15 protein-coding genes and 3 pseudogenes are annotated in these 16,470 nt (G+C 70.3%); 6 read left to right on the forward strand and 12 right to left on the reverse strand.

The annotated features are described in order from the left end of the window. Positions 1 to 52: 52 nt before the first annotated feature. The 4 genes from MUY22_RS28840 to MUY22_RS28855 all read right to left on the reverse strand — a co-directional run bounded on the left by MUY22_RS28840 (position 53) and on the right by MUY22_RS28855 (position 4,506). Entirely contained in the window at positions 53 to 1,375 is a 1,323-nt protein-coding gene (locus tag MUY22_RS28840) for a GH1 family beta-glucosidase (RefSeq protein ID WP_247049693.1), read from the reverse strand. Continuing rightward, positions 1,372 to 2,193: a carbohydrate ABC transporter permease gene (locus MUY22_RS28845; protein ID WP_247049695.1), complete on the reverse strand. Its 822-nt coding sequence runs from the start codon at positions 2,191 to 2,193 to the stop codon at positions 1,372 to 1,374. Before MUY22_RS28845 ends, MUY22_RS28840 begins: the two co-directional genes overlap by 4 nt. Beyond that, positions 2,193 to 3,152 carry a carbohydrate ABC transporter permease gene (locus MUY22_RS28850; RefSeq protein WP_247049697.1) on the reverse strand — a complete coding sequence of 320 codons (960 nt, stop codon included), beginning with the start codon at positions 3,150 to 3,152 and terminating at the stop codon, positions 2,193 to 2,195. Before MUY22_RS28850 ends, MUY22_RS28845 begins: the two co-directional genes overlap by 1 nt. Positions 3,153 to 3,216: 64 nt before the next feature. After that, positions 3,217 to 4,506, reverse strand: coding sequence for an ABC transporter substrate-binding protein (locus MUY22_RS28855; protein WP_247049699.1), 1,290 nt, complete (start codon positions 4,504 to 4,506; stop codon positions 3,217 to 3,219). 302 nt (positions 4,507 to 4,808) lie between these two features. On the opposite strand from MUY22_RS28855, the gene MUY22_RS28860 reads away from it, so the two are divergent. The 4 genes from MUY22_RS28860 to MUY22_RS28875 are packed head-to-tail and all read left to right on the forward strand — an operon-like array spanning position 4,809 to position 9,980. After that, positions 4,809 to 7,016: a glycoside hydrolase family 9 protein gene (locus tag MUY22_RS28860; protein ID WP_247049701.1), complete on the forward strand. Its 2,208-nt coding sequence runs from the start codon at positions 4,809 to 4,811 to the stop codon at positions 7,014 to 7,016. Positions 7,017 to 7,042: 26 nt separating this feature from the next. Then, complete coding sequence (locus MUY22_RS28865) at positions 7,043 to 7,984, forward strand: glycoside hydrolase family 6 protein (RefSeq protein WP_247049702.1); 942 nt, start codon at positions 7,043 to 7,045, stop codon at positions 7,982 to 7,984. A 60-nt stretch (positions 7,985 to 8,044) separates the two neighbouring features. Then, positions 8,045 to 8,818: a sugar phosphate isomerase/epimerase gene (locus tag MUY22_RS28870; protein ID WP_247049704.1), complete on the forward strand. Its 774-nt coding sequence runs from the start codon at positions 8,045 to 8,047 to the stop codon at positions 8,816 to 8,818. Positions 8,819 to 8,828: 10 nt separating this feature from the next. After that, on the forward strand, positions 8,829 to 9,980 hold the full coding sequence (locus MUY22_RS28875) for a Gfo/Idh/MocA family protein (RefSeq protein ID WP_247049706.1): 1,152 nt from the start codon (positions 8,829 to 8,831) through the stop codon (positions 9,978 to 9,980). A gap of 52 nt (positions 9,981 to 10,032) precedes the next feature. Here the strand turns inward: MUY22_RS28875 and MUY22_RS28880 are convergent, their stop codons facing one another. Continuing rightward, on the reverse strand, positions 10,033 to 10,776 hold the full coding sequence (locus MUY22_RS28880) for a hypothetical protein (RefSeq protein WP_247049708.1): 744 nt from the start codon (positions 10,774 to 10,776) through the stop codon (positions 10,033 to 10,035). 233 nt (positions 10,777 to 11,009) lie between these two features. On the opposite strand from MUY22_RS28880, the gene MUY22_RS28885 reads away from it, so the two are divergent. Continuing rightward, positions 11,010 to 11,396: a DoxX family protein gene (locus tag MUY22_RS28885; RefSeq protein ID WP_247049710.1), complete on the forward strand. Its 387-nt coding sequence runs from the start codon at positions 11,010 to 11,012 to the stop codon at positions 11,394 to 11,396. A gap of 6 nt (positions 11,397 to 11,402) precedes the next feature. Here the strand turns inward: MUY22_RS28885 and MUY22_RS28890 are convergent, their stop codons facing one another. Further along, entirely contained in the window at positions 11,403 to 11,891 is a 489-nt protein-coding gene (locus MUY22_RS28890) for a carbonic anhydrase (protein ID WP_247049712.1), read from the reverse strand. A 467-nt stretch (positions 11,892 to 12,358) separates the two neighbouring features. Between MUY22_RS28890 and MUY22_RS28895 the strand changes: the two genes are divergently transcribed. Next, complete coding sequence (locus tag MUY22_RS28895) at positions 12,359 to 12,691, forward strand: hypothetical protein (protein WP_247064514.1); 333 nt, start codon at positions 12,359 to 12,361, stop codon at positions 12,689 to 12,691. A gap of 100 nt (positions 12,692 to 12,791) precedes the next feature. Here MUY22_RS28895 and MUY22_RS49775 read toward each other — a convergent pair. The 6 genes and pseudogenes from MUY22_RS49775 to MUY22_RS28930 form a co-directional block, all read right to left on the reverse strand. Further along, positions 12,792 to 13,478: pseudogene (locus tag MUY22_RS49775) on the reverse strand (LysR substrate-binding domain-containing protein); the annotation flags it as partial. Between the two features lie 186 nt (positions 13,479 to 13,664). Beyond that, the gene (locus MUY22_RS28910) at positions 13,665 to 14,126 is read right to left on the reverse strand and encodes an SRPBCC family protein (RefSeq protein WP_247049714.1); all 462 of its coding nucleotides are present in this window, start codon (positions 14,124 to 14,126) and stop codon (positions 13,665 to 13,667) included. Between the two features lie 45 nt (positions 14,127 to 14,171). Continuing rightward, positions 14,172 to 14,576, reverse strand: a complete 405-nt coding sequence (locus MUY22_RS28915) for a 2Fe-2S iron-sulfur cluster-binding protein (protein WP_247049716.1) — start codon at positions 14,574 to 14,576, stop codon at positions 14,172 to 14,174. Positions 14,577 to 14,621: 45 nt separating this feature from the next. Beyond that, a pseudogene (locus tag MUY22_RS28920) lies at positions 14,622 to 14,795 on the reverse strand (hypothetical protein); the annotation flags it as partial. A 487-nt stretch (positions 14,796 to 15,282) separates the two neighbouring features. Continuing rightward, positions 15,283 to 15,756 (reverse strand): annotated as a pseudogene (locus MUY22_RS28925) (MOSC domain-containing protein); the annotation flags it as partial. Between the two features lie 109 nt (positions 15,757 to 15,865). Further along, entirely contained in the window at positions 15,866 to 16,369 is a 504-nt protein-coding gene (locus MUY22_RS28930; RefSeq protein WP_247049718.1) for a CGNR zinc finger domain-containing protein, read from the reverse strand. Between the last annotated feature and the right edge of the window lie 101 nt (positions 16,370 to 16,470).

The raw sequence follows: 16,470 nt of genomic DNA on the forward strand, positions 1-16,470 counted from the left end.
GCTCGCCTCCCCCAGATCGATCGGACAGTCAGCTTAACAAGGGTGTGAGCGCTCACAGGCCGTGCCGGGCGATGACGGCGGCGTACCAGCGGGCGCTGTTCTTGAGCGTGCGCTCCTGCGTCTCGTAGTCGACGTGCACGAGCCCGAACCGCTGCGCGTACCCGAAGGACCACTCGAAATTGTCGAGCAGCGACCACGCGAAGTACCCCTTGAGCGGCACCCCTCGGTCGATCGCGGCCGCGCAGGCCCGCAGGTGACCGTCCAGATAGGTCACCCGCGCCCGGTCGTGCACGGGTTCGTCGAACGCCGCGCCGTTTTCCGTGACGTACAGCGGAATGGCCGGGTAGTCCCGCTTCAGCCGGGTCAGCACGGCCAGCAGGCCGCCCGCGTCGATCTCCCAGCCGATCGAGGTCCGGGGGTGGCCGCCGTCGACCTGGGCGACCCGGTCCGAGCCGACGTAGGCCGACGGCCGGGGCGCGCCGCCGCCGGCGACGAGCATGGGGGAGTAGTAGTTGACGCCGAGGAAGTCCAGCGGCGCCGAGATGGTCTTCAGGTCGCCCGGGAGCACGTGGTCGAACGACGTGACGCCGGCCAGGTCCGACTGGACGTCGGCCGGGTAGTCGCCGAGCAGCACCGGGTCGAGGAACAGCCGGTTCTGCATGCCGTCGATCCGGCGGGCCGCGTCGACGTCGGGCGTGCCGCGGGTCGCCGGGGTGACCTCGGTCAGGTTGAGCGTGAGGCCGACCGTGCTGCCCGGCATGGCTTCCGCGGCGAGGCCGTGGCCCAGCAGCAGGTGGTGGGCGGCGCGCACGGCGGCGCCGGGCTCCTGCCGGCCCGGCGCGTGCCGTCCGGTGGCGTAGCCCAGGAACGCCGAGCACCACGGCTCGTTCAGCGTCGTCCAGTGGGTGACGCGGTCGGCGAGCGCGTCGTGCACGATCGCCGCGTACTCGGCGAACCGCTGCGCGGTGTCGCGGTTCGGCCAGCCACCGGCGTCTTCCAGGGGCTGGGGCAGGTCCCAGTGGTAGAGCGTCGGCCACGGCTGGATACCCCGCTCCAGCAGCGTGTCGACAAGTCGCCGGTAGAAGTCGAGGCCGCGCGGCTCGGCCGCGCCGGACCCGGCCGGCTGGATCCGCGGCCAGGCGATCGAGAACCGGTACGCGCCGAGGCCGAGGTCCTGCATGAGCGCGACGTCGTCGCGGTAGCGGTGGTAGTGGTCGGCGGCGACGTCGCCGGTGTCGCCGCGGTCGACCTTGCCCGGGGTCGCGGCGAAGGTGTCCCAGATGGACGGACCCCGCCCGTCCTCGGCCGTCGCGCCCTCGATCTGGTAGCTCGACGTCGCCGCGCCCCAGAGAAAACCGGGTTCGAACGTGCTCACGCCTTGACCGCTCCTTCCATGATGCCGCCGATGATCTGCTTGCCGAAGGCCAGGAAGACCAGCAGCAGCGGGACGCAGGCGACGAGCGCGCCCGCGAACATCAGCGTGTAGTCGGTGTAGTAGCTCGTGGACAGCTGGTTCAGGGAGAACTGCACGGTCGGGTTGTCGTTCTCCAGCACCGCGATCGGCCAGAGGAACTCGTTCCAGGTGCTCATGAAGGTGAACAGCGCCAGCACCGACGCGCCCGGCCGCAGCGCGGGCAGCACGACCGTGAGGTAGATCCGGAACGTCGAGCAGCCGTCGATGCGCGCGGCCTCGATCAGCTCGTCCGGCACCGAGCGCTCGGCGTACTGCCGCATCATGAACACGCCGAACGCGGATACGAGGAACGGCACGATGACCGCCTGCAGCCGGTTCTGCCAGCCCAGCTGCACCATGATCATGTACAGCGGGATGATGCCCATCTGCACCGGGATCATCATCGTCCCGAGGATGACCACCAGCAGCCCGTTGCGGCCGCGGAAGCGCAGCTTGGCGAAGGCGAACCCGGCCAGGGTGCTGAAGAACACGACGCAGACGGTGACGACCACCGACGCGATCGCCGAGTTCGCCATGCCCAGCAGGAAGTTCGCGTCCTCCGCGGAGAACAGCCGGCCGATGTTGCCGAAGAGGTTGCCCCCGGGCAGCAGCGGTGGCGGCCAGTCGCCGACGATGTCGTTGGTCCGGGTGGCGACCACGAACAGCCAGTACAGCGGGAACGCCGAAAGCGCGATCCCGGCCAGCAGCGTGACGTAGACCAGGGGAGAAGTCTTCCGCATCACTTCGACGACCTCCGGGTGATGAGGAAGTTGACGACCGCGAGGATGGTGATGAGCAGGAAGATCATCCACGCGATGGCCGAGCCGTACCCGAGGTCGGCGTCGCGGAAGGCCTTCTCGAACATGTACATCGACACGGTCTGGAACTGGCGCAGGGAGCCGCCGGAGATGGCGTAGGTGCCCTGGCCGAAGATCAGCGGCTCGGTGAACAGCTGCATGCCGGCGATGGTCGACATGATCACCGTGAACACGATCGCCGGGCGGATCATCGGCACCGTGATGCTGCGGAACTGGCGGATCTTGGACGCGCCGTCGACCGTGGCCGCTTCGTAGAGCTCACGCGGGATCGACTGCATCGCGGCCAGGTAGATCAGCGAGTTGTAGCCGGTCCAGCGCCAGTCGACCATGGTCGAGATGGCGATCCAGGACGACCACTTGTCGGCCCGCCAGTCGACGGGGGCGACGCCGACGAGGTGGAGCAGGCCGTTGACCATGCCCGCGTCGCGGTCGAAGATCTGGCTGAACACGATGCCGACCGCGGCCACCGACGTGACGATCGGCAGCAGCACGCCCATCCGCAGCAGGAGCCGGGCCCGCAGCTGCTGGTTCAGCAGCGCGGCCACGACCAGCGCGAGCAGCAGCTGCGGCACGGTGGCCAGCACCAGCATGCCGAGGGTGTTGACGACGGCGTTCCAGAAGTCCGGGTCGCCGAAGAGAGTGGCGTAGTTGTCGAGGCCGATGAAGCCGCCGTCCCCGCCCAGGTCCCAGTCGTGCAGCGAGACCCACGCCGTGTAAAGCAGCGGGAACAGGCCGAAGACCGCGAAGAGGAGGAAGAACGGAGCGATGTAGAGGTACGGCGAGGCCTTGAGGTCCCACCGGGACAGCAGGCTGCCGCGTTCCCGCGGACGCGGCGGCGCCGGGGGTTTCGCGGCCGCGCGGGGCCGTTGCTGGGTGACCAACTGGGGTGTCCTTAATGGAGGCCGGGCGGGCGCACGGACTGATCGCGTGCGCCCGCCCGGCGGGCTACTTGACCAGGCGCTTGGCTTCGTCGATGGCTTTCGCCCACGCCTCGTCCGGCTGGAGCTTGCCTTGCTCGACGGCGAGCAGCGCGTTGGTGAACCGGTCGCCGATGGCGACGTTCGCCGGGCCGAGGTACACCGGCTTCACGGCCTTCGCGCTGGCGCCGAAGATCTTCCCGACCGGCGCGCCGCCGAAGTAGGCGTTGGTCAGCCCCTGCACGACCGGGTCGTCGATGGCCTGCGGCGACGACGGGAAGTTGCCCTTGGCCTGGAACGCGCCGATCTGACCCTTGGCGCTGGTCAGGAACTTCACCAGCTCGACGGCCTGGTCCTGGTGCTTGCTCTGCTTCGGCACCGCGAGGAACGAGCCGCCACGCACCGCGCCGTTGCCCGGCACCTTGGCGACGTCCCACTTGTCGGCGTTCTCCGGGCCGGCCTGCTTCTGGATGGTCGCCAGCATCCACGACGGGCACGCGATGGTGGCGAACGTGCCCTTCTTGAACCCGGCGTTCCACTGCGGGCTGTACTGGTCGAGGTTGGCCGACAGGCCGCCCTGGATCATCCCGACGGTCTGGTCGTAGGCGCTGCGCACGGCGGGGTTGCTGTCCGCGACGAAATTGTTGGCCTTGTCGTAGTACGTGTGATCACCCTGCTGCATCAGGATGTTCTGGTACATGCCGCTGGAGGAGTCGTAGAACTTCGCGCCGGTGTTCGCGGTGAGAAAGCGCTTTCCTGTGGCCAGGTAGGCGTCCCAGGTCGGCCACAGAGCACCGACCTGCTCGCGGTCGGTGGGCAGCCCGGCTTTCTGGAACAGGTCCTTGCGGTAGCACATCCCCTGGGCGCCGATGTCGGTGCCGAGCCCGATCAGCGTCTTGCCGTCGGCGGTCAGGGCCTGGTTCCACTTCCAGTCCAGGTAGTCCGGCTTGAGGGAGTCCGCACCCTTGTCGAGGAGGTTGACGAACTTGTCCGGCTTCGCGACGTACTGGCTGATGATGCCCTCTTCGAGCGCCACGACGTCGCCGGCGCCGGAGCCCGCGGTCATCCACTGCTGCAGCTTGGGCGAGTAGTCGCCCAGCTTCCCGATGTTCTCCTCCTTGATGGTGACACCGGGGTGGCTCGCCTCGTACTGCTTGTACAGGGCGTCGTAGCCGAACTGGCTGAACGTCTTCACCACGAGGGTGACCGGGCCGGACGCGCTCTGCTGATCGTCGCTCGCTCCGCCGCAGGCCGCGGCGGTGACGAGGGTGGCGGCCATGGCGGTGGCCAGCAGTGTTCGCCTGAGTCTGGCAGGCATGAAACCTCCACTTACGAGGCCGATTCCGGAACCGCTAACAGTCCGTACGGCCTTCATCACGACTTTGTGAAAACACCTTCACCTGCTGCGACGCTGCGGCTGTGCCGGTGAGACGCTGGCTGGCTTGCGCCAGAATTGGAAGCGCTTACAGGACTGTAACCCGGAGTTGGCGCGGTTGTGAAGAGGCATCTGTCAAGACCCCGCGACGGTTGACACACCGGCCGCCCGGAGCGCACCATCCCGCATTGACGCTGTGGCGTGCCGGCTCCTCCGATCCCCGCTCGATCCCCAGGAGAACCGGTATGTCCGTAAGACCCAGGCTGCTCGCGGCCTGTTTGCCCGTCGTGCTCGTCGTGTCGCTGGCCCCGGCCGCACACGCCGACGCACCGTACGAACGCGTGCTCAACGGCACGTTCGACACCACCAAGGCCCCCTGGTGGAGCAGCGGGACCACACCGTCCCGAGTGGACGCCGGCCGCCTCTGCGCCGACGTCCCCGCCGGCACGGTCAACCCGTGGGACTCGATGCTCGGCGAGAACGACATCCCGCTCGAAGCGGGCCAGCCGTACACGCTGCGATTCACCGCGACGGCCACCGCCGACGTCACGATCCGCGCCGGCCTCGGCCTCGCGGTCGCCCCGAGCACGACGATGTTCTCGAAGACCGCCGCCGTCACGAGCACCCCGAAGACGTTCACCTTCACCGGCAACTCCAGCCTGTCCACCCTCCGCGGCCAGGTGAACTTCCAGTTCGGCGGCGCCACCAAGCCGTACACGTTCTGCGTCGACGACGTCTCGCTCACCGGCGGCGCCATCGCGCCGGGCGGCGGCAAGGACTACGGCTCACCCGTGCGGGTGAACCAGGTCGGCTACGCGACGACCGGGCCGAAGGAGGCGTCCATTGTGGATGCTTCGGCGAAGCCGGTGCCGTGGGAACTTCGCGACAGCGCGGGCAAAGTCGTGAAGAAGGGCCGGACCCAGGTGCGGGGCGACGACGCCGCGTCCGGCGACCACGTGCACATCGCGGACTTCGGCGACTACCGCAAGGAAGGGACCGGCTACACCCTCGCGGTCGGCACCGCCGTCAGCGCGCCGTTCGACATCGCGCGCAACCCGTACGACGGCCTGCGCAAGGACTCGCTGGAGTACTTCTACCTCGTCCGCAGCGGCACCCCGATCGACGCTGCCTACGCCGGTGACGCCTACGCGCGCCCGGCCGGGCACCTCGGCGTCGCGCCCAACAAGGGCGACACCTCCGTGCCCTGCCTGCCCGGCACCTGCGACTACTCCCTCGACGTCAGCGGCGGCTGGTACGACGCCGGCGACCAGGGCAAGTACGTCGTCAACGGCGCGCTCGCCGCGTGGCAGCTCATGGACAGCTACGAGCGCTCGCTGTCCACAGGGGACTGGGCGAACCTGAAAGACGGCCTGCTGAAGGTGCCCGAAGCGGGCAACCGCGTCCCCGACGTGCTCGACGAGTCACGCTGGGAGGTCGAGTTCCTGCTGAAGATGCAGGTCCCGGCCGGGCAGCCCCTCGCGGGCATGGCCCACCACAAGATCCACGACCTCGCCTGGACCGCGCTGCCGACCCAGCCCCAAGCCGACGCGCAGCCGCGTTACCTCCACCCGCCGTCCACCGCGGCGACGCTCAACCTGGCCGCCGCGGCCGCCCAGTGCGCCCGCGTCTGGCAGCCCTACGACCGCGCGTTCGCGGCGAAGTGCCTGGCCGCGGCCAAGACGGCGTGGCAGGCCGCGCTCGCCCACCCGGCGATCTACGCGCCCGACGAGGACAGCGTCGGCGGCGGGGCGTACGACGACACGAACGTCACCGACGAGTTCTCCTGGGCCGCGACGGAGCTGTACGCCACGACCGGCGACCGGACCTACCTGAAGTCCATGACCGGCCGGATCACCGCCGACGGGTTCTCGTGGCGCGACACCGGCGCGTTGACCGACCTCACGATCGCCCGCCTCCCGTGGCGCTTCCCCCTGGATCGCGTCCTGGGTGCCCGGCAGCGGGTGCTGAACGTCGCCGACCAGTACGTCCGCAACGTCGACTCGCAGGGTTACCCGAACCCGTTCAAGGACGCGGCCTACCCGTGGGGCTCGACCAGCTCCACCACCAACAACGCCTTGGTGATCGCGACGGCGTACGACCTGACGCACCGTCAGGGGTACCGCGACGCCGTCCTCGAGTCGATGGACTACCTGCTCGGCCGCAACGGGCTGAACCAGTCGTTCGTCACCGGCTATGGCGAGCGGGCCAGCACCAACGAACACGGCCGGATCTGGGCCCACCAGCTCGACCCGAAGCTGCCGGCCCCGCCGCCGGGCTCGCTGGCCGGCGGCCCGAACAGCGGGCTGCAGGACCCGGTCGCCCAGCAGAACCTGCCCGGCTGCGCGCCCGCGAAGTGCTACATCGACGACATCTTCTCGTACTCCACGAACGAGACGGCGATCAACTGGAACTCGTCACTCGCCTGGATCGCGGCGTTCGCCGCCGGTAAGTAAACCCATCGAAAACAAGGAGGTCCACAATGCGGTGGACAGCCCGCGTCATCGCGGTGTCGGCGCTCTTGCTCGTCGGCACCGCGGTGCCCGCGAACGCCGCCAGTCCGCTCGACCTGACCAGTGGCTTCTACGTCAACACGGGTTCGGCGCCCGCCCAGTGGGTGGCGTCGCACTCGAGTGACTCGCGAGCCTCGAAGATCAACGCGTCGATCGCGTCGAAGCCGATCGCGAAGTGGTTCGGCAACGACAGCGCCATCGGCACGTCGGTGGCGAGTTACGTCAGCGCCGCCGACAGCCACGACAAGCTGCCGGTGCTGGTGGCGTACAACCTGCCCGGCCGTGACGCGTGTGGCGGCGAATCCGGCGGGGGAGCCGGGAGTCTCGGCGCGTACAAGACGTGGATCTCGAGCTTCGCGGCCGGTGTCGGGACCCACCCGGCGGTCGTGGTCATCGAGCCGGACGCCCTCGGTGACTTCGACTGCATGAGCAGCGCGCAGATCGCCGACCGGAACACGATGCTCACGTACGCGACGCAGATGTTCAAGCAGAAGGCGCCGAACACCTACGCCTACCTCGACGGCGGCAACGCCGGCTGGGTGGCGGCGGCGACCATGGCGAGCCGCCTGAAGGCCGCCGGGGTGGCCAACGTCCGCGGCTTCTCGGTGAACGTGTCGAACTACTACACGACCAGCCAGTCGATCAGTTACGCCAACTCCGTGAAGTCGGGGGTGGGCGGCAGCGCGCAGTTCGTCATCGACACCAGCCGCAACGCCAACGGCTCCAACGGGAACTGGTGCAACCCGGCCGGGCGCAAGCTCGGCGTCACCGCCCAGGCCGGCGGCGGCGCGGAGATGCTCCTGTGGGTGAAGACGCCCGGTGTTTCCGACGGCCAGTGCGGCATCGCGCCGACGGTGCCGGCGGGGACGTTCAGCCCGGACATCGCCGTCCGGCTGATCGACGGGACGTGAAACGCTTGACACACAACACTGTAAGCGCTTACAAAGGAGGCTGAGCGAAGGAGGTCGTCGATGGGCTGGCGGTTCGCCGTGAGCACGCTGGGCATGCCGGGCATCCCGGTGCGCGAGGCCGCGAGTACGGCGTCGGCACACGGGTGCGAAGGTCTGGAGCTGCGGGTGCACGCGAGCGAGGAAGTCCACTTGGGACTGCCGGGCCGGGCCGTCGACGACCTCCGTTCTCTTCTCTCCGGTCAAGGGCTCGCCGTCGCGTGCCTGGCCGGGTACGCGAAGGTCTGCCGCCCCGGCCCCGACGGGCCGGTGGTCGGCGAGCTGCGCGCGCTGATCGAGCTGGCGCACCGGATCGGCGCGCCGGCCGTGCGCGTCTTCCCGGGCGGCGACGGCGACGCGCGGTCCCGGATCGAAGCCGTCCTCGACGACCTGCGTGACTCCGGGGTGCGCCTGCTGCTCGAAACGCACGACTCGCGTCCCACCGGCGCCGCGGCCCTGGCGGTCGTCGAGCCGTTCGGCGACCCGGACCTGGTCGCCGTCCTGTGGGACGCGGTGCACCCGTGGCGCGCCGGCGAGGAACCGGCCGTCACCCGCGAGGTGCTGGGCCGCTACCTCGGCTACTTCCAGGTCAAGGACGCCGTGGGCCGCGACGACCCGACCCCGGTGCCGCCGGGCGACGGCGCGATCCCGCTCTCCGAGTGCGGCGAACTCCTGCGTTCGTGGTCGGGCTGGATCTCCCTGGAGTGGGAGAAGGCCTGGTACCCGGCGCTCGCGCCGATCGACGTCCCCCTGCGCGCGGCCGCGGCCTGGTTCCGCCGGTACACGCTCCCCGAATGACGAGGTGGAAATGACGAAACACAGCCTGGGCGTCGTGCTCAACGGCGTCACCGGCCGGATGGGCTACCGCCAGCACCTGGTGCGCTCGGTCCTGGCGATCCGCGAGCAGGGCGGCGTCCTGCTCGCCGACGGCTCCCGCGTGCAGCTCGAACCGCTGCTCGTCGGCCGCAGCGACGACAAGCTGTCCGAGATCGCGAGCCGGCACGGCCTGACCCGCTGGACGACCGACCTCGACACCGCCCTCGCCGACAAGGACTTCCCGCTGTACTTCGACGCGCAGCTGACGTCGGTCCGCGAGAAGTCGATCAGCCGGGCGATCGACGCCGGCAAGCACATCTACACCGAGAAGCCCCTGGCGGAATCCGTCGAGGGCGCGTTGACGCTCGCCCGGCAGGCGGCCGCGGCGGGCGTGAAGAACGGCGTCGTGCACGACAAGCTGTACCTGCCCGGCCTGCGCAAGCTCGCGCGGCTGGTGGACAGCGGGTTCTTCGGGCGGATCCTGTCCGTGCGCGGGGAGTTCGGCTACTGGGTCTTCGAAGGCGACTGGCAGAGCGCGCAGCGGCCGAGCTGGAACTACCGGGCCGAGGACGGCGGCGGCATCGTCGTGGACATGTTCTGCCACTGGAACTACGTGCTGGAGAACCTGTTCGGCGCGGTCCGCGCGGTGACCGCGCGCGCCGTGACCCACATCCCGTCCCGGGTGGACGAGCAGGGCACCACCTACGACGCGACGGCCGACGACGCCGCGTACGCGATCTTCGAGCTGGACGGCGGGATCGTCGCGCAGCTGAACTCGTCGTGGTGCGTGCGCGTGCACCGCGACGAGCTGGTCGAGTTCCAGGTGGACGGCACGCGGGGGAGCGCGGTGGCCGGCCTGCACAAGTGCGTCGTCCAGCCGCGCGAGGTGACGCCGAAGCCGGTGTGGGACCCGGACCTGCCGGAGACGCGGGACTACCGCGCGCAGTGGCAGGAGGTGCCGGACAACGCCGAGTTCGGCAACGGCTTCAAGGCGCAGTGGGAGCAGTTCGTCCGCCACGTCGTCGCGGACGAGCCCCACCCGTACGACTTCCTGGCCGGCGCGCGCGGCATTCACCTGGCCGAGGCGGGGCTGACGTCGTCGCGTACTGGTCGCCGGGTGGAGCTGGCGGCGCTGAAGGCGTGAAACGACACCGAGCCCGGCAGCGTGTCGCTGCCGGGCTCGGGGGTCGGTCGGGTCAGGCGCCCGGGCCGGAGTAGATCTCGGAGGCCTTCGGCGCGGTGACCGTCGTCGGCTTGTCCCAGTCGCTGAACTCCATCGTGCCGCTCTTCGGTTCCTGCATGCGCAGCAGGTAGTGCGGCTCGGCGGCGGCCACCGTCGCGGTGCCGTCGGAGCTGGTGAAGTTCAGGGCCGGGACGCCGCCCGCGGTCGTCTGCTCGCCGCCGGAGAAGGTCGCCGAGTCGATCTCGCCGATGGTGTTGTCGGTGAAGGTCTTGTAGTCGAGGAACTGCTTGAACGCCTCGCCCATGCCGGCGCCGATCTGGGACGTCGAGGGCACCCACTTGTCCTTGAGCGGCTTGCTCAGCGACGCCGGGATCCCGGCCTCCTTGATCAGCGACTCGCTGAACCGGAAGTAGTACTTGTCCCCGACGCGCAGCACCGGGACCTCGAGGCCGTCCTTCACGATGGTGCCGCTCGCGCTGTCCGGGTTGAGCTGCAGGTCCAGGTTGATGTTCCCGCCCTCGGAGACGGTGCCCCGGACGTGCACGGCCTTGGCCTGCTTCGCGGCGGCGACCACGGCGGTCCCGGCCTGCTTGGCGTCGAGCGACGCGGCCTTGGCCTCGGCGGAGGTGGACGCGGCGGCGGGAGCGGCGGACGCGCCGGCCGGCTCGGCGGTCCCGGAGGTGCTGGAGCACCCGGTGGAGATCAGGGCGGCGACGGCCCCGGTGGCGATGAGCGCTCCCAGGCGGAGTCGAGACATGAGCGATGGGTCCCCTCGTGAAGGTCCGGGCGTCCCGGACACGAACGGACTATCGACCAAGCGGGTGATCCGTTACGCCCTGTTGGAGGAGATCACCTTCATCGCCCGAAAGGTGCGGTATCGACGTCTTCGACGTAGCCGCGTGCTCACCTTCCGCAATGTCTCCCGAGGTGTCACAAACTCCGGTCCGGCGGCATCTCGAGGTCGATCACCGAGACCTCAAGGAGAACCCCGTGAACCTCGCACTGTGGATCGTCGCCGGGCTGCTCGCCGTCGTCGCGCTGACCGGTGGGATCAGCAAGACCTTCGTGGCCAAGGAGAAACTGGCCGGGATCCCCGGCGGGCAGTGGACCGGGGACTTCGGTGCCGGCTTCGTGAAGACCCTCGGGGTCCTCGAGCTCCTGGCCGCGATCGGCCTGGTTCTGCCCGCTCTCACCGGCGTCGCGCCGGTGCTCGTGCCGGTCACCGCCGCCTGCTGGGTGGTGCTGATGATCGGCGCGATGATCACCCACCTCCGCCACGACGGTGCCAGCCGGTTCGTGGCGCTGAACCTGACCTACCTCGCGCTCGCGGCGTTCCTGGCGTGGGGCCGGTTCGGTCCCGCGCCGTTCACCGCCTGAACGCCGTCAGGCGACCTCGTTCAGCTTCCCGGTCGCGACGTCGAAGACGAACCCGCGCACCGAGTCCTTCTTGGGGATGTACGGGCTGTTCTTGATCCGCGCGATCGACTGGCGGACGTCGGTGTCGGGGTCGGTGAAGGCCTCGGCGGCCCACGCGGGCTTGACGCCGACGTCCTCCTGGATCGACTTCTTGAAGTCGTCGTCGGTGAAGGTCAGCATCCCGCAGTCGGTGTGGTGGATGAGGATGATCTCCTCGGTGCCGAGCAGCCGCTGGCTGATGGCCAGCGACCGGATCTCGTCCTCGGTGACGACGCCGCCGGCGTTGCGGATGACGTGGGCTTCGCCTTCGTTGAGGCCGAGGACGCCGTAGACGTTGATGCGGGCGTCCATGCAGGCCAGGACGGCAACGTGCTTGGCGGGCGGCAGCGGCAGCGGCCCGGAGAACTGCGCGGCGTACTCGGCGTTGTTGGCCAGGAGGTCGTCGGTGACCGACATGGTGGTCCTTCCGCGGTAGTAGTGGCTCGGCCGAGTGGACCCTTCCATGCAGCCATGCGCAACCGTGCCCATGACCTGGGACCGGACTGGCCCGAACGGGTGCCGCACCCATCCGCGCGGGCCGCCGCGCCGAACGCGCGTGTCCGTCCACTCCGGACGCGGTCTGCGCCGAACGGGGCATAACGCCTCGCCGTCGCAGATCGTATGACCCCGGTGGCCTGCGACGACGTGCTCCGACCCGTCGAAAGTCGCTGCCGCACAAGAGAAAGCCCGGCCTGACCTCCGGTGGCCCGCGGACGGCGTCCTCCCCGCTCCCTGCCGTCCGCGCGGATCCCTTCGCCGACGAGGAGATGCCGAGATGGAGATCCGCCGGGTGCAGGCCGGCCGCGCGGCGCCCCGGGCCGCCGCGCAGAAGCACACCTTCTGGGGGCCGGAACCCCAGCTCGCGCCGGCGCCACGGCCTGGTCGTGACCCAGAGCGTCACGCCGAGTCCGCGGATCTCCAACTCATCGGACGTCCAGAGCGGGCTCGACGAGGGCTGGGACATCTTCGAGCTCTACTCGACGCGCAACCCCGCGACCGGCAACGCCTACTACTGCGCGGACGCGCGGGGCGCGGTGTTCGAGTCGGGCTCGCTGCGGCTGCGTGCCCACCGGGCAGTGGGTGGCGGCGTCGGCGACGAACTCGCCGCCGCGGCCCACCGCGAACCCGCGGCCCGCCGACTACGACTGCTCGACGCTGCGGTTCGAGGTGCCGTCGCCGAGCAGCACCTGGCGCGTGACCGTCTGAGACCGGGGTGAACGCCGGCCCGGCGAGCACCACGACGACCGCGGCGACCGCGGCCACCGGTGTCAGCTCAGCCGGCCGGTAGCAGAGCCGCAGCTCCTGCCACAGGGGCGCGCCTTCGATGGCCCGCACGACGATGGTGGCCGGCAGGTCCTCGCGCGTCGCGAGCGCCGGTGCGACGGCCATGCCGGCCCGGACGAGGTCCTGCAGCGTCGCCAGGCACTGCGGCTGGTCGAGCGCGACGCCGTGCCGGCGGCACACCCGCTGCAGGTAGGCCGACCACCGCGTGGTGCCCGGCGGGTCGTCCGCCCACGGGTGCTCGGCGAGCCCGGCGAACGGCACGGTCCGGTTCCGCGCCAAGGGGTGGTCGTGCGCGAGGATCACGAACACCGGCTCCCGCGGGTGCACGACGACGCTCCCGGCGCCGTCCGGCACGACCGCGTCCGGCAACGGCGGGAGGTAGACCAGCGCCAGGTCGAGCGAGCCCGCGGCGACCCGCGCCGACGCCACGGCCTCGTCCTGGTTCTCCTGGACGCTCACGCCGTGGCACCACGGCTGGTCCCGCAGCCACCGCGAGACGGCCAGGTGCAGGAAGCCGCAGTACCCGCCGACGCGCAACGGCCCGGCGGGCGCCCGCTGTTCGCCGATCCGTTCGGTCAGCGCGGAGACGCCGGCGAGCACGGTGCGGGCTTCGGCGACGACGTCCGCGCCCAGCGGCGTCGGCACGCAGCCGGTGGGGGGAGCGACGAACAGCAGGCCGCCGACCGAGCGCTCGACCCGCCGCAGCAGCCCGGACAGCACGGGCTGGAAACCCGCAGCACCCGGACGGCCCGGGTGAAACTGCGCGTATCGGCCACGAGCGCGTGCAGGTGACGCAGTTCCAGCTCCACGGCCCCTCCGGCGGTCGGGGTGAGCTCACTTTAGTCCGCGTGATCACCCCGGACACCCGACTTGAGTCGCTACTCCACGCCGTCACTCATACCTCGGTCACTCGACCGTCCGGGCCAGGATGCCGAGGGTGGCGCGCAACGCCGTTTCGGGGATGATCGGGAAGGTGATCTTGTCCCGGTACCGCTCCTCGATCTGGCTCCAGTCGTAGTACGACGTCACGAGCGTGCCGGTGCCGTCCGCCTCGAGCCGGTAGCCGTAGAGGTGCCGGATCGGTGGCTGGATGGTGCCGGAGATCGTCCACTCCAGCCGGCTGTCCTGCTCGTAGCGGGTGATGATCACCGTGACGTCGTACTTGCCCATCGGCACGTCGTTGAGGGACTCGCGGTCCATGTGCACGACGAACTCGTCGCCCACCCCGCGGACCGGTTCGCCGTCCGCGGACTGCAGCATCCCGGAGCTGTCGATGGCGACGTGCCCCCGGGGGTCGGTCAGCAGGGCGAACACCTTCGCCGGCGGCGCCTCGACCTTGCGGGTCACTTCGAACCGTTCTGACGTCATGGTCCCGAGACTGCCACGGCTCTCGCGAGTACGCCGTCCGGGCGGTCACAGGTCCAGCACCAGGTCCGACCGCGGCCGGGCGCAGCACACCAGCGCCGTGCCCGGTGGTGGGTCCTCCAGCGGGTCGGGCTCGTAGCCGACCTCGCCCGACAGCACCGGCGTCACGCACGTCTGGCAGACGCCGGACCGGCACGACCAGCGGGTCGGCACGTCACACGCCTCGGCGAACTCCAGGACGTTCGGGTAGTCCGCGCTCCACGGCACCGTCAGCCCGCTGCGGGCGAACGTGACCCGGGGGCCGGTGCCCGGCGGCGTGGCCGGTGGGTGGGGTGGCGCGTGGACGGCGTCGACGATCCCGGGGTTGATCGCCGGCAGTGCGCCGAACAGTTCACTGTGGACCCGGCCGGGTGCCAGGCCGAGCCCGACGAGCGCGTCCCGCGTCGCGGACATGAAACCCTCGGGACCGCAAACGTATGCGGTCGCGTCGATCGGCAGGTCCAAAGTGGACAAAGCGGCCCGGTCGAGCCGGCCCCGCCGGGCGCCCGCGGTGCCGGACGGCGGGGTTTCCGTCGTGTAGTAGACGTGTTCGCGGGCGTGGGGGAGACCGGCGAGCAGCGTGTGCGCTTCGGCGGCGAAGGCGTGCTCGGCGGCCGAGCGGCTGGTGTGCAGCCAGCGTGTGCAGCATCGCCAGGACCGGCGTGACGCCGATGCCGGCGGAGATCAAGAGCACCGGCGAGTCGTCTTCGGCCAGGACGAAGTCACCGCGGGGCGCGGCGACCGGCAGGACCGCGCCGGCGGTCAGCCGGGTGTGCAGGAAACCGCTCACCGCGCCGTGGTCCTCCCGCTTGACGCTGATGCGGTACTCGGTGTCCGAAGGCATCGCCGAGAGTGAGTAGCTGCGGACCGGCGCCGGGTCGCCGGCCCCGGGGACGCGCAGCGTGAGGAACTGGCCGGGCTCGGGCCGGGGCAGCGGTGCGCCGTCCGCGGCCGTGAGGTGGATCGACGTGACGGTGGTGCTCTCCGGCACGACGCGGGACACGCGCAGCTCGCGGAACCCGGTCCAGGCCACGGTTTCGGGCTTGTGTTCGTGTTCGTGCCCGGCGAGCAGGTCGCGGAACGACCCCTGCCAGCCGGGACTGAGCGCCGGGATGTCGACGGCCTTGCGGAGATCGGCGGTGTCGCGCCCGGGCAGGTAGAGGAGCGCGTCGATGTCGGCGACGCTCATCTCGTGACGCCCGGTCCGGGTGCGGACGATCTCGTCGCCCGCCCGGACCTGGCCTTCGCGGATCACCCGCAGGTAGAAGCCGGGCCGGTGGTGCGCGACCAGCAGCGCCGGGATCCGCGGCTCGCCGAGGCGCATCCCCACCCGGAAGCACGTGACGCGCGGCTGTGTGACCTCGAGCTCGGCCTCCCCGATCCGGTACCGGTCGCCGATGTGCACCTCGTCGTCGGACAGGCCGTCGACGGTGAAGTTCTCGCCGAACTGGCCGTATTCGAGGTCGTCCCGGCCCAGTTCGGCGCGCCAGAAGTCGTAGGACTGGCGCTGGTAGACGAGCACCGCGCGGTTCTCGCCGCCGTGGCCGCCCAGGTCACCTTGGCCGTCACCGTCGATGTTGAGCCGGCGGACCATCGCCGGGCCGTCGACGGGGTACTTGAAGATTCCGGTGTGGACGGTCCGGCCCTGCCAGGGCACGTCCTTCGGTTTCCCGACGTTGAGGGACAGCAGTCTGGGCACGGTTTCACTCCGCGGGTTCGGCGCGCGAGCGCTGGTAGTGCCGCCGGGCCTTCATGCGGTTGCCGCAGACCGCCATCGAGCACCAGCGGGCGCTGTTGGGTTTGCTGTGGTCGATCAGGAACAGCCGGCACTCCGGGTTCGCGCACGGGCGCAGCCGGTTCCCGCCGGCCTTCGTGAGGTCGGCCCAGGCGAGCACGGCCCGGGACGCGGCGGAATGGCCCGGCGCGGGGTCGAGCTCCCACTGGATCTCGTCGTCCGCGAAGTGCGCCCGGTAGCTCAAGCCTTCGACGAACGGCGCGGCCGACGCCGCCGGGTCCTCGCCGCGCACGATCCGCTGCAGCACGGCACGCGCCTCGCGCAGCGCCTGCCACTCCGCTTCGGAGGCCGGCTGGCCGTGGGCGGCGAGCCAGCTGCGGCCGAGTGCCGCGTCGGCCAGGTCGTCCTCGGGTGCGCCGTTGCGCACGGGGGTGCTGTTCAGCAGGTCGAGCAGCAGCTTTTCGAAGCCCATCGGTCTAACCTCCCAACTCGTAGTTGACAGGTTACACCCTCCTGTGGTTCCGTGTCTAACCAGTAAAGCTGATCGATGGGGTTAGTCGGAAAGGGGCAGGT

The sequence above is a fragment of the Amycolatopsis sp. WQ 127309 genome, assembly GCF_023023025.1.
Taxonomy (GTDB): Bacteria; Actinomycetota; Actinomycetes; order Mycobacteriales; family Pseudonocardiaceae; genus Amycolatopsis.

What these genes read in the sequence shown, in the direction of transcription:
- MUY22_RS28845 (WP_247049695.1), bottom strand. Translation starts at nt 2,193, where the DNA reads ATGCGGAAGACTTCTCCCCTGGTCTACGTCACGCTGCTGGCCGGGATC.
- MUY22_RS28855 (WP_247049699.1), bottom strand. Translation starts at nt 4,506, where the DNA reads ATGCCTGCCAGACTCAGGCGAACACTGCTGGCCACCGCCATGGCCGCC.
- MUY22_RS28860 (WP_247049701.1), top strand. Translation starts at nt 4,809, where the DNA reads ATGTCCGTAAGACCCAGGCTGCTCGCGGCCTGTTTGCCCGTCGTGCTC.
- MUY22_RS28865 (WP_247049702.1), top strand. Translation starts at nt 7,043, where the DNA reads ATGCGGTGGACAGCCCGCGTCATCGCGGTGTCGGCGCTCTTGCTCGTC.
- MUY22_RS28870 (WP_247049704.1), top strand. Translation starts at nt 8,045, where the DNA reads ATGGGCTGGCGGTTCGCCGTGAGCACGCTGGGCATGCCGGGCATCCCG.
- MUY22_RS28875 (WP_247049706.1), top strand. Translation starts at nt 8,829, where the DNA reads ATGACGAAACACAGCCTGGGCGTCGTGCTCAACGGCGTCACCGGCCGG.
- MUY22_RS28880 (WP_247049708.1), bottom strand. Translation starts at nt 10,776, where the DNA reads ATGTCTCGACTCCGCCTGGGAGCGCTCATCGCCACCGGGGCCGTCGCC.
- MUY22_RS28890 (WP_247049712.1), bottom strand. Translation starts at nt 11,891, where the DNA reads ATGTCGGTCACCGACGACCTCCTGGCCAACAACGCCGAGTACGCCGCG.
- MUY22_RS28910 (WP_247049714.1), bottom strand. Translation starts at nt 14,126, where the DNA reads ATGACGTCAGAACGGTTCGAAGTGACCCGCAAGGTCGAGGCGCCGCCG.
- MUY22_RS28915 (WP_247049716.1), bottom strand. Translation starts at nt 14,576, where the DNA reads ATGTCCGCGACGCGGGACGCGCTCGTCGGGCTCGGCCTGGCACCCGGC.
- MUY22_RS28930 (WP_247049718.1), bottom strand. Translation starts at nt 16,369, where the DNA reads ATGGGCTTCGAAAAGCTGCTGCTCGACCTGCTGAACAGCACCCCCGTG.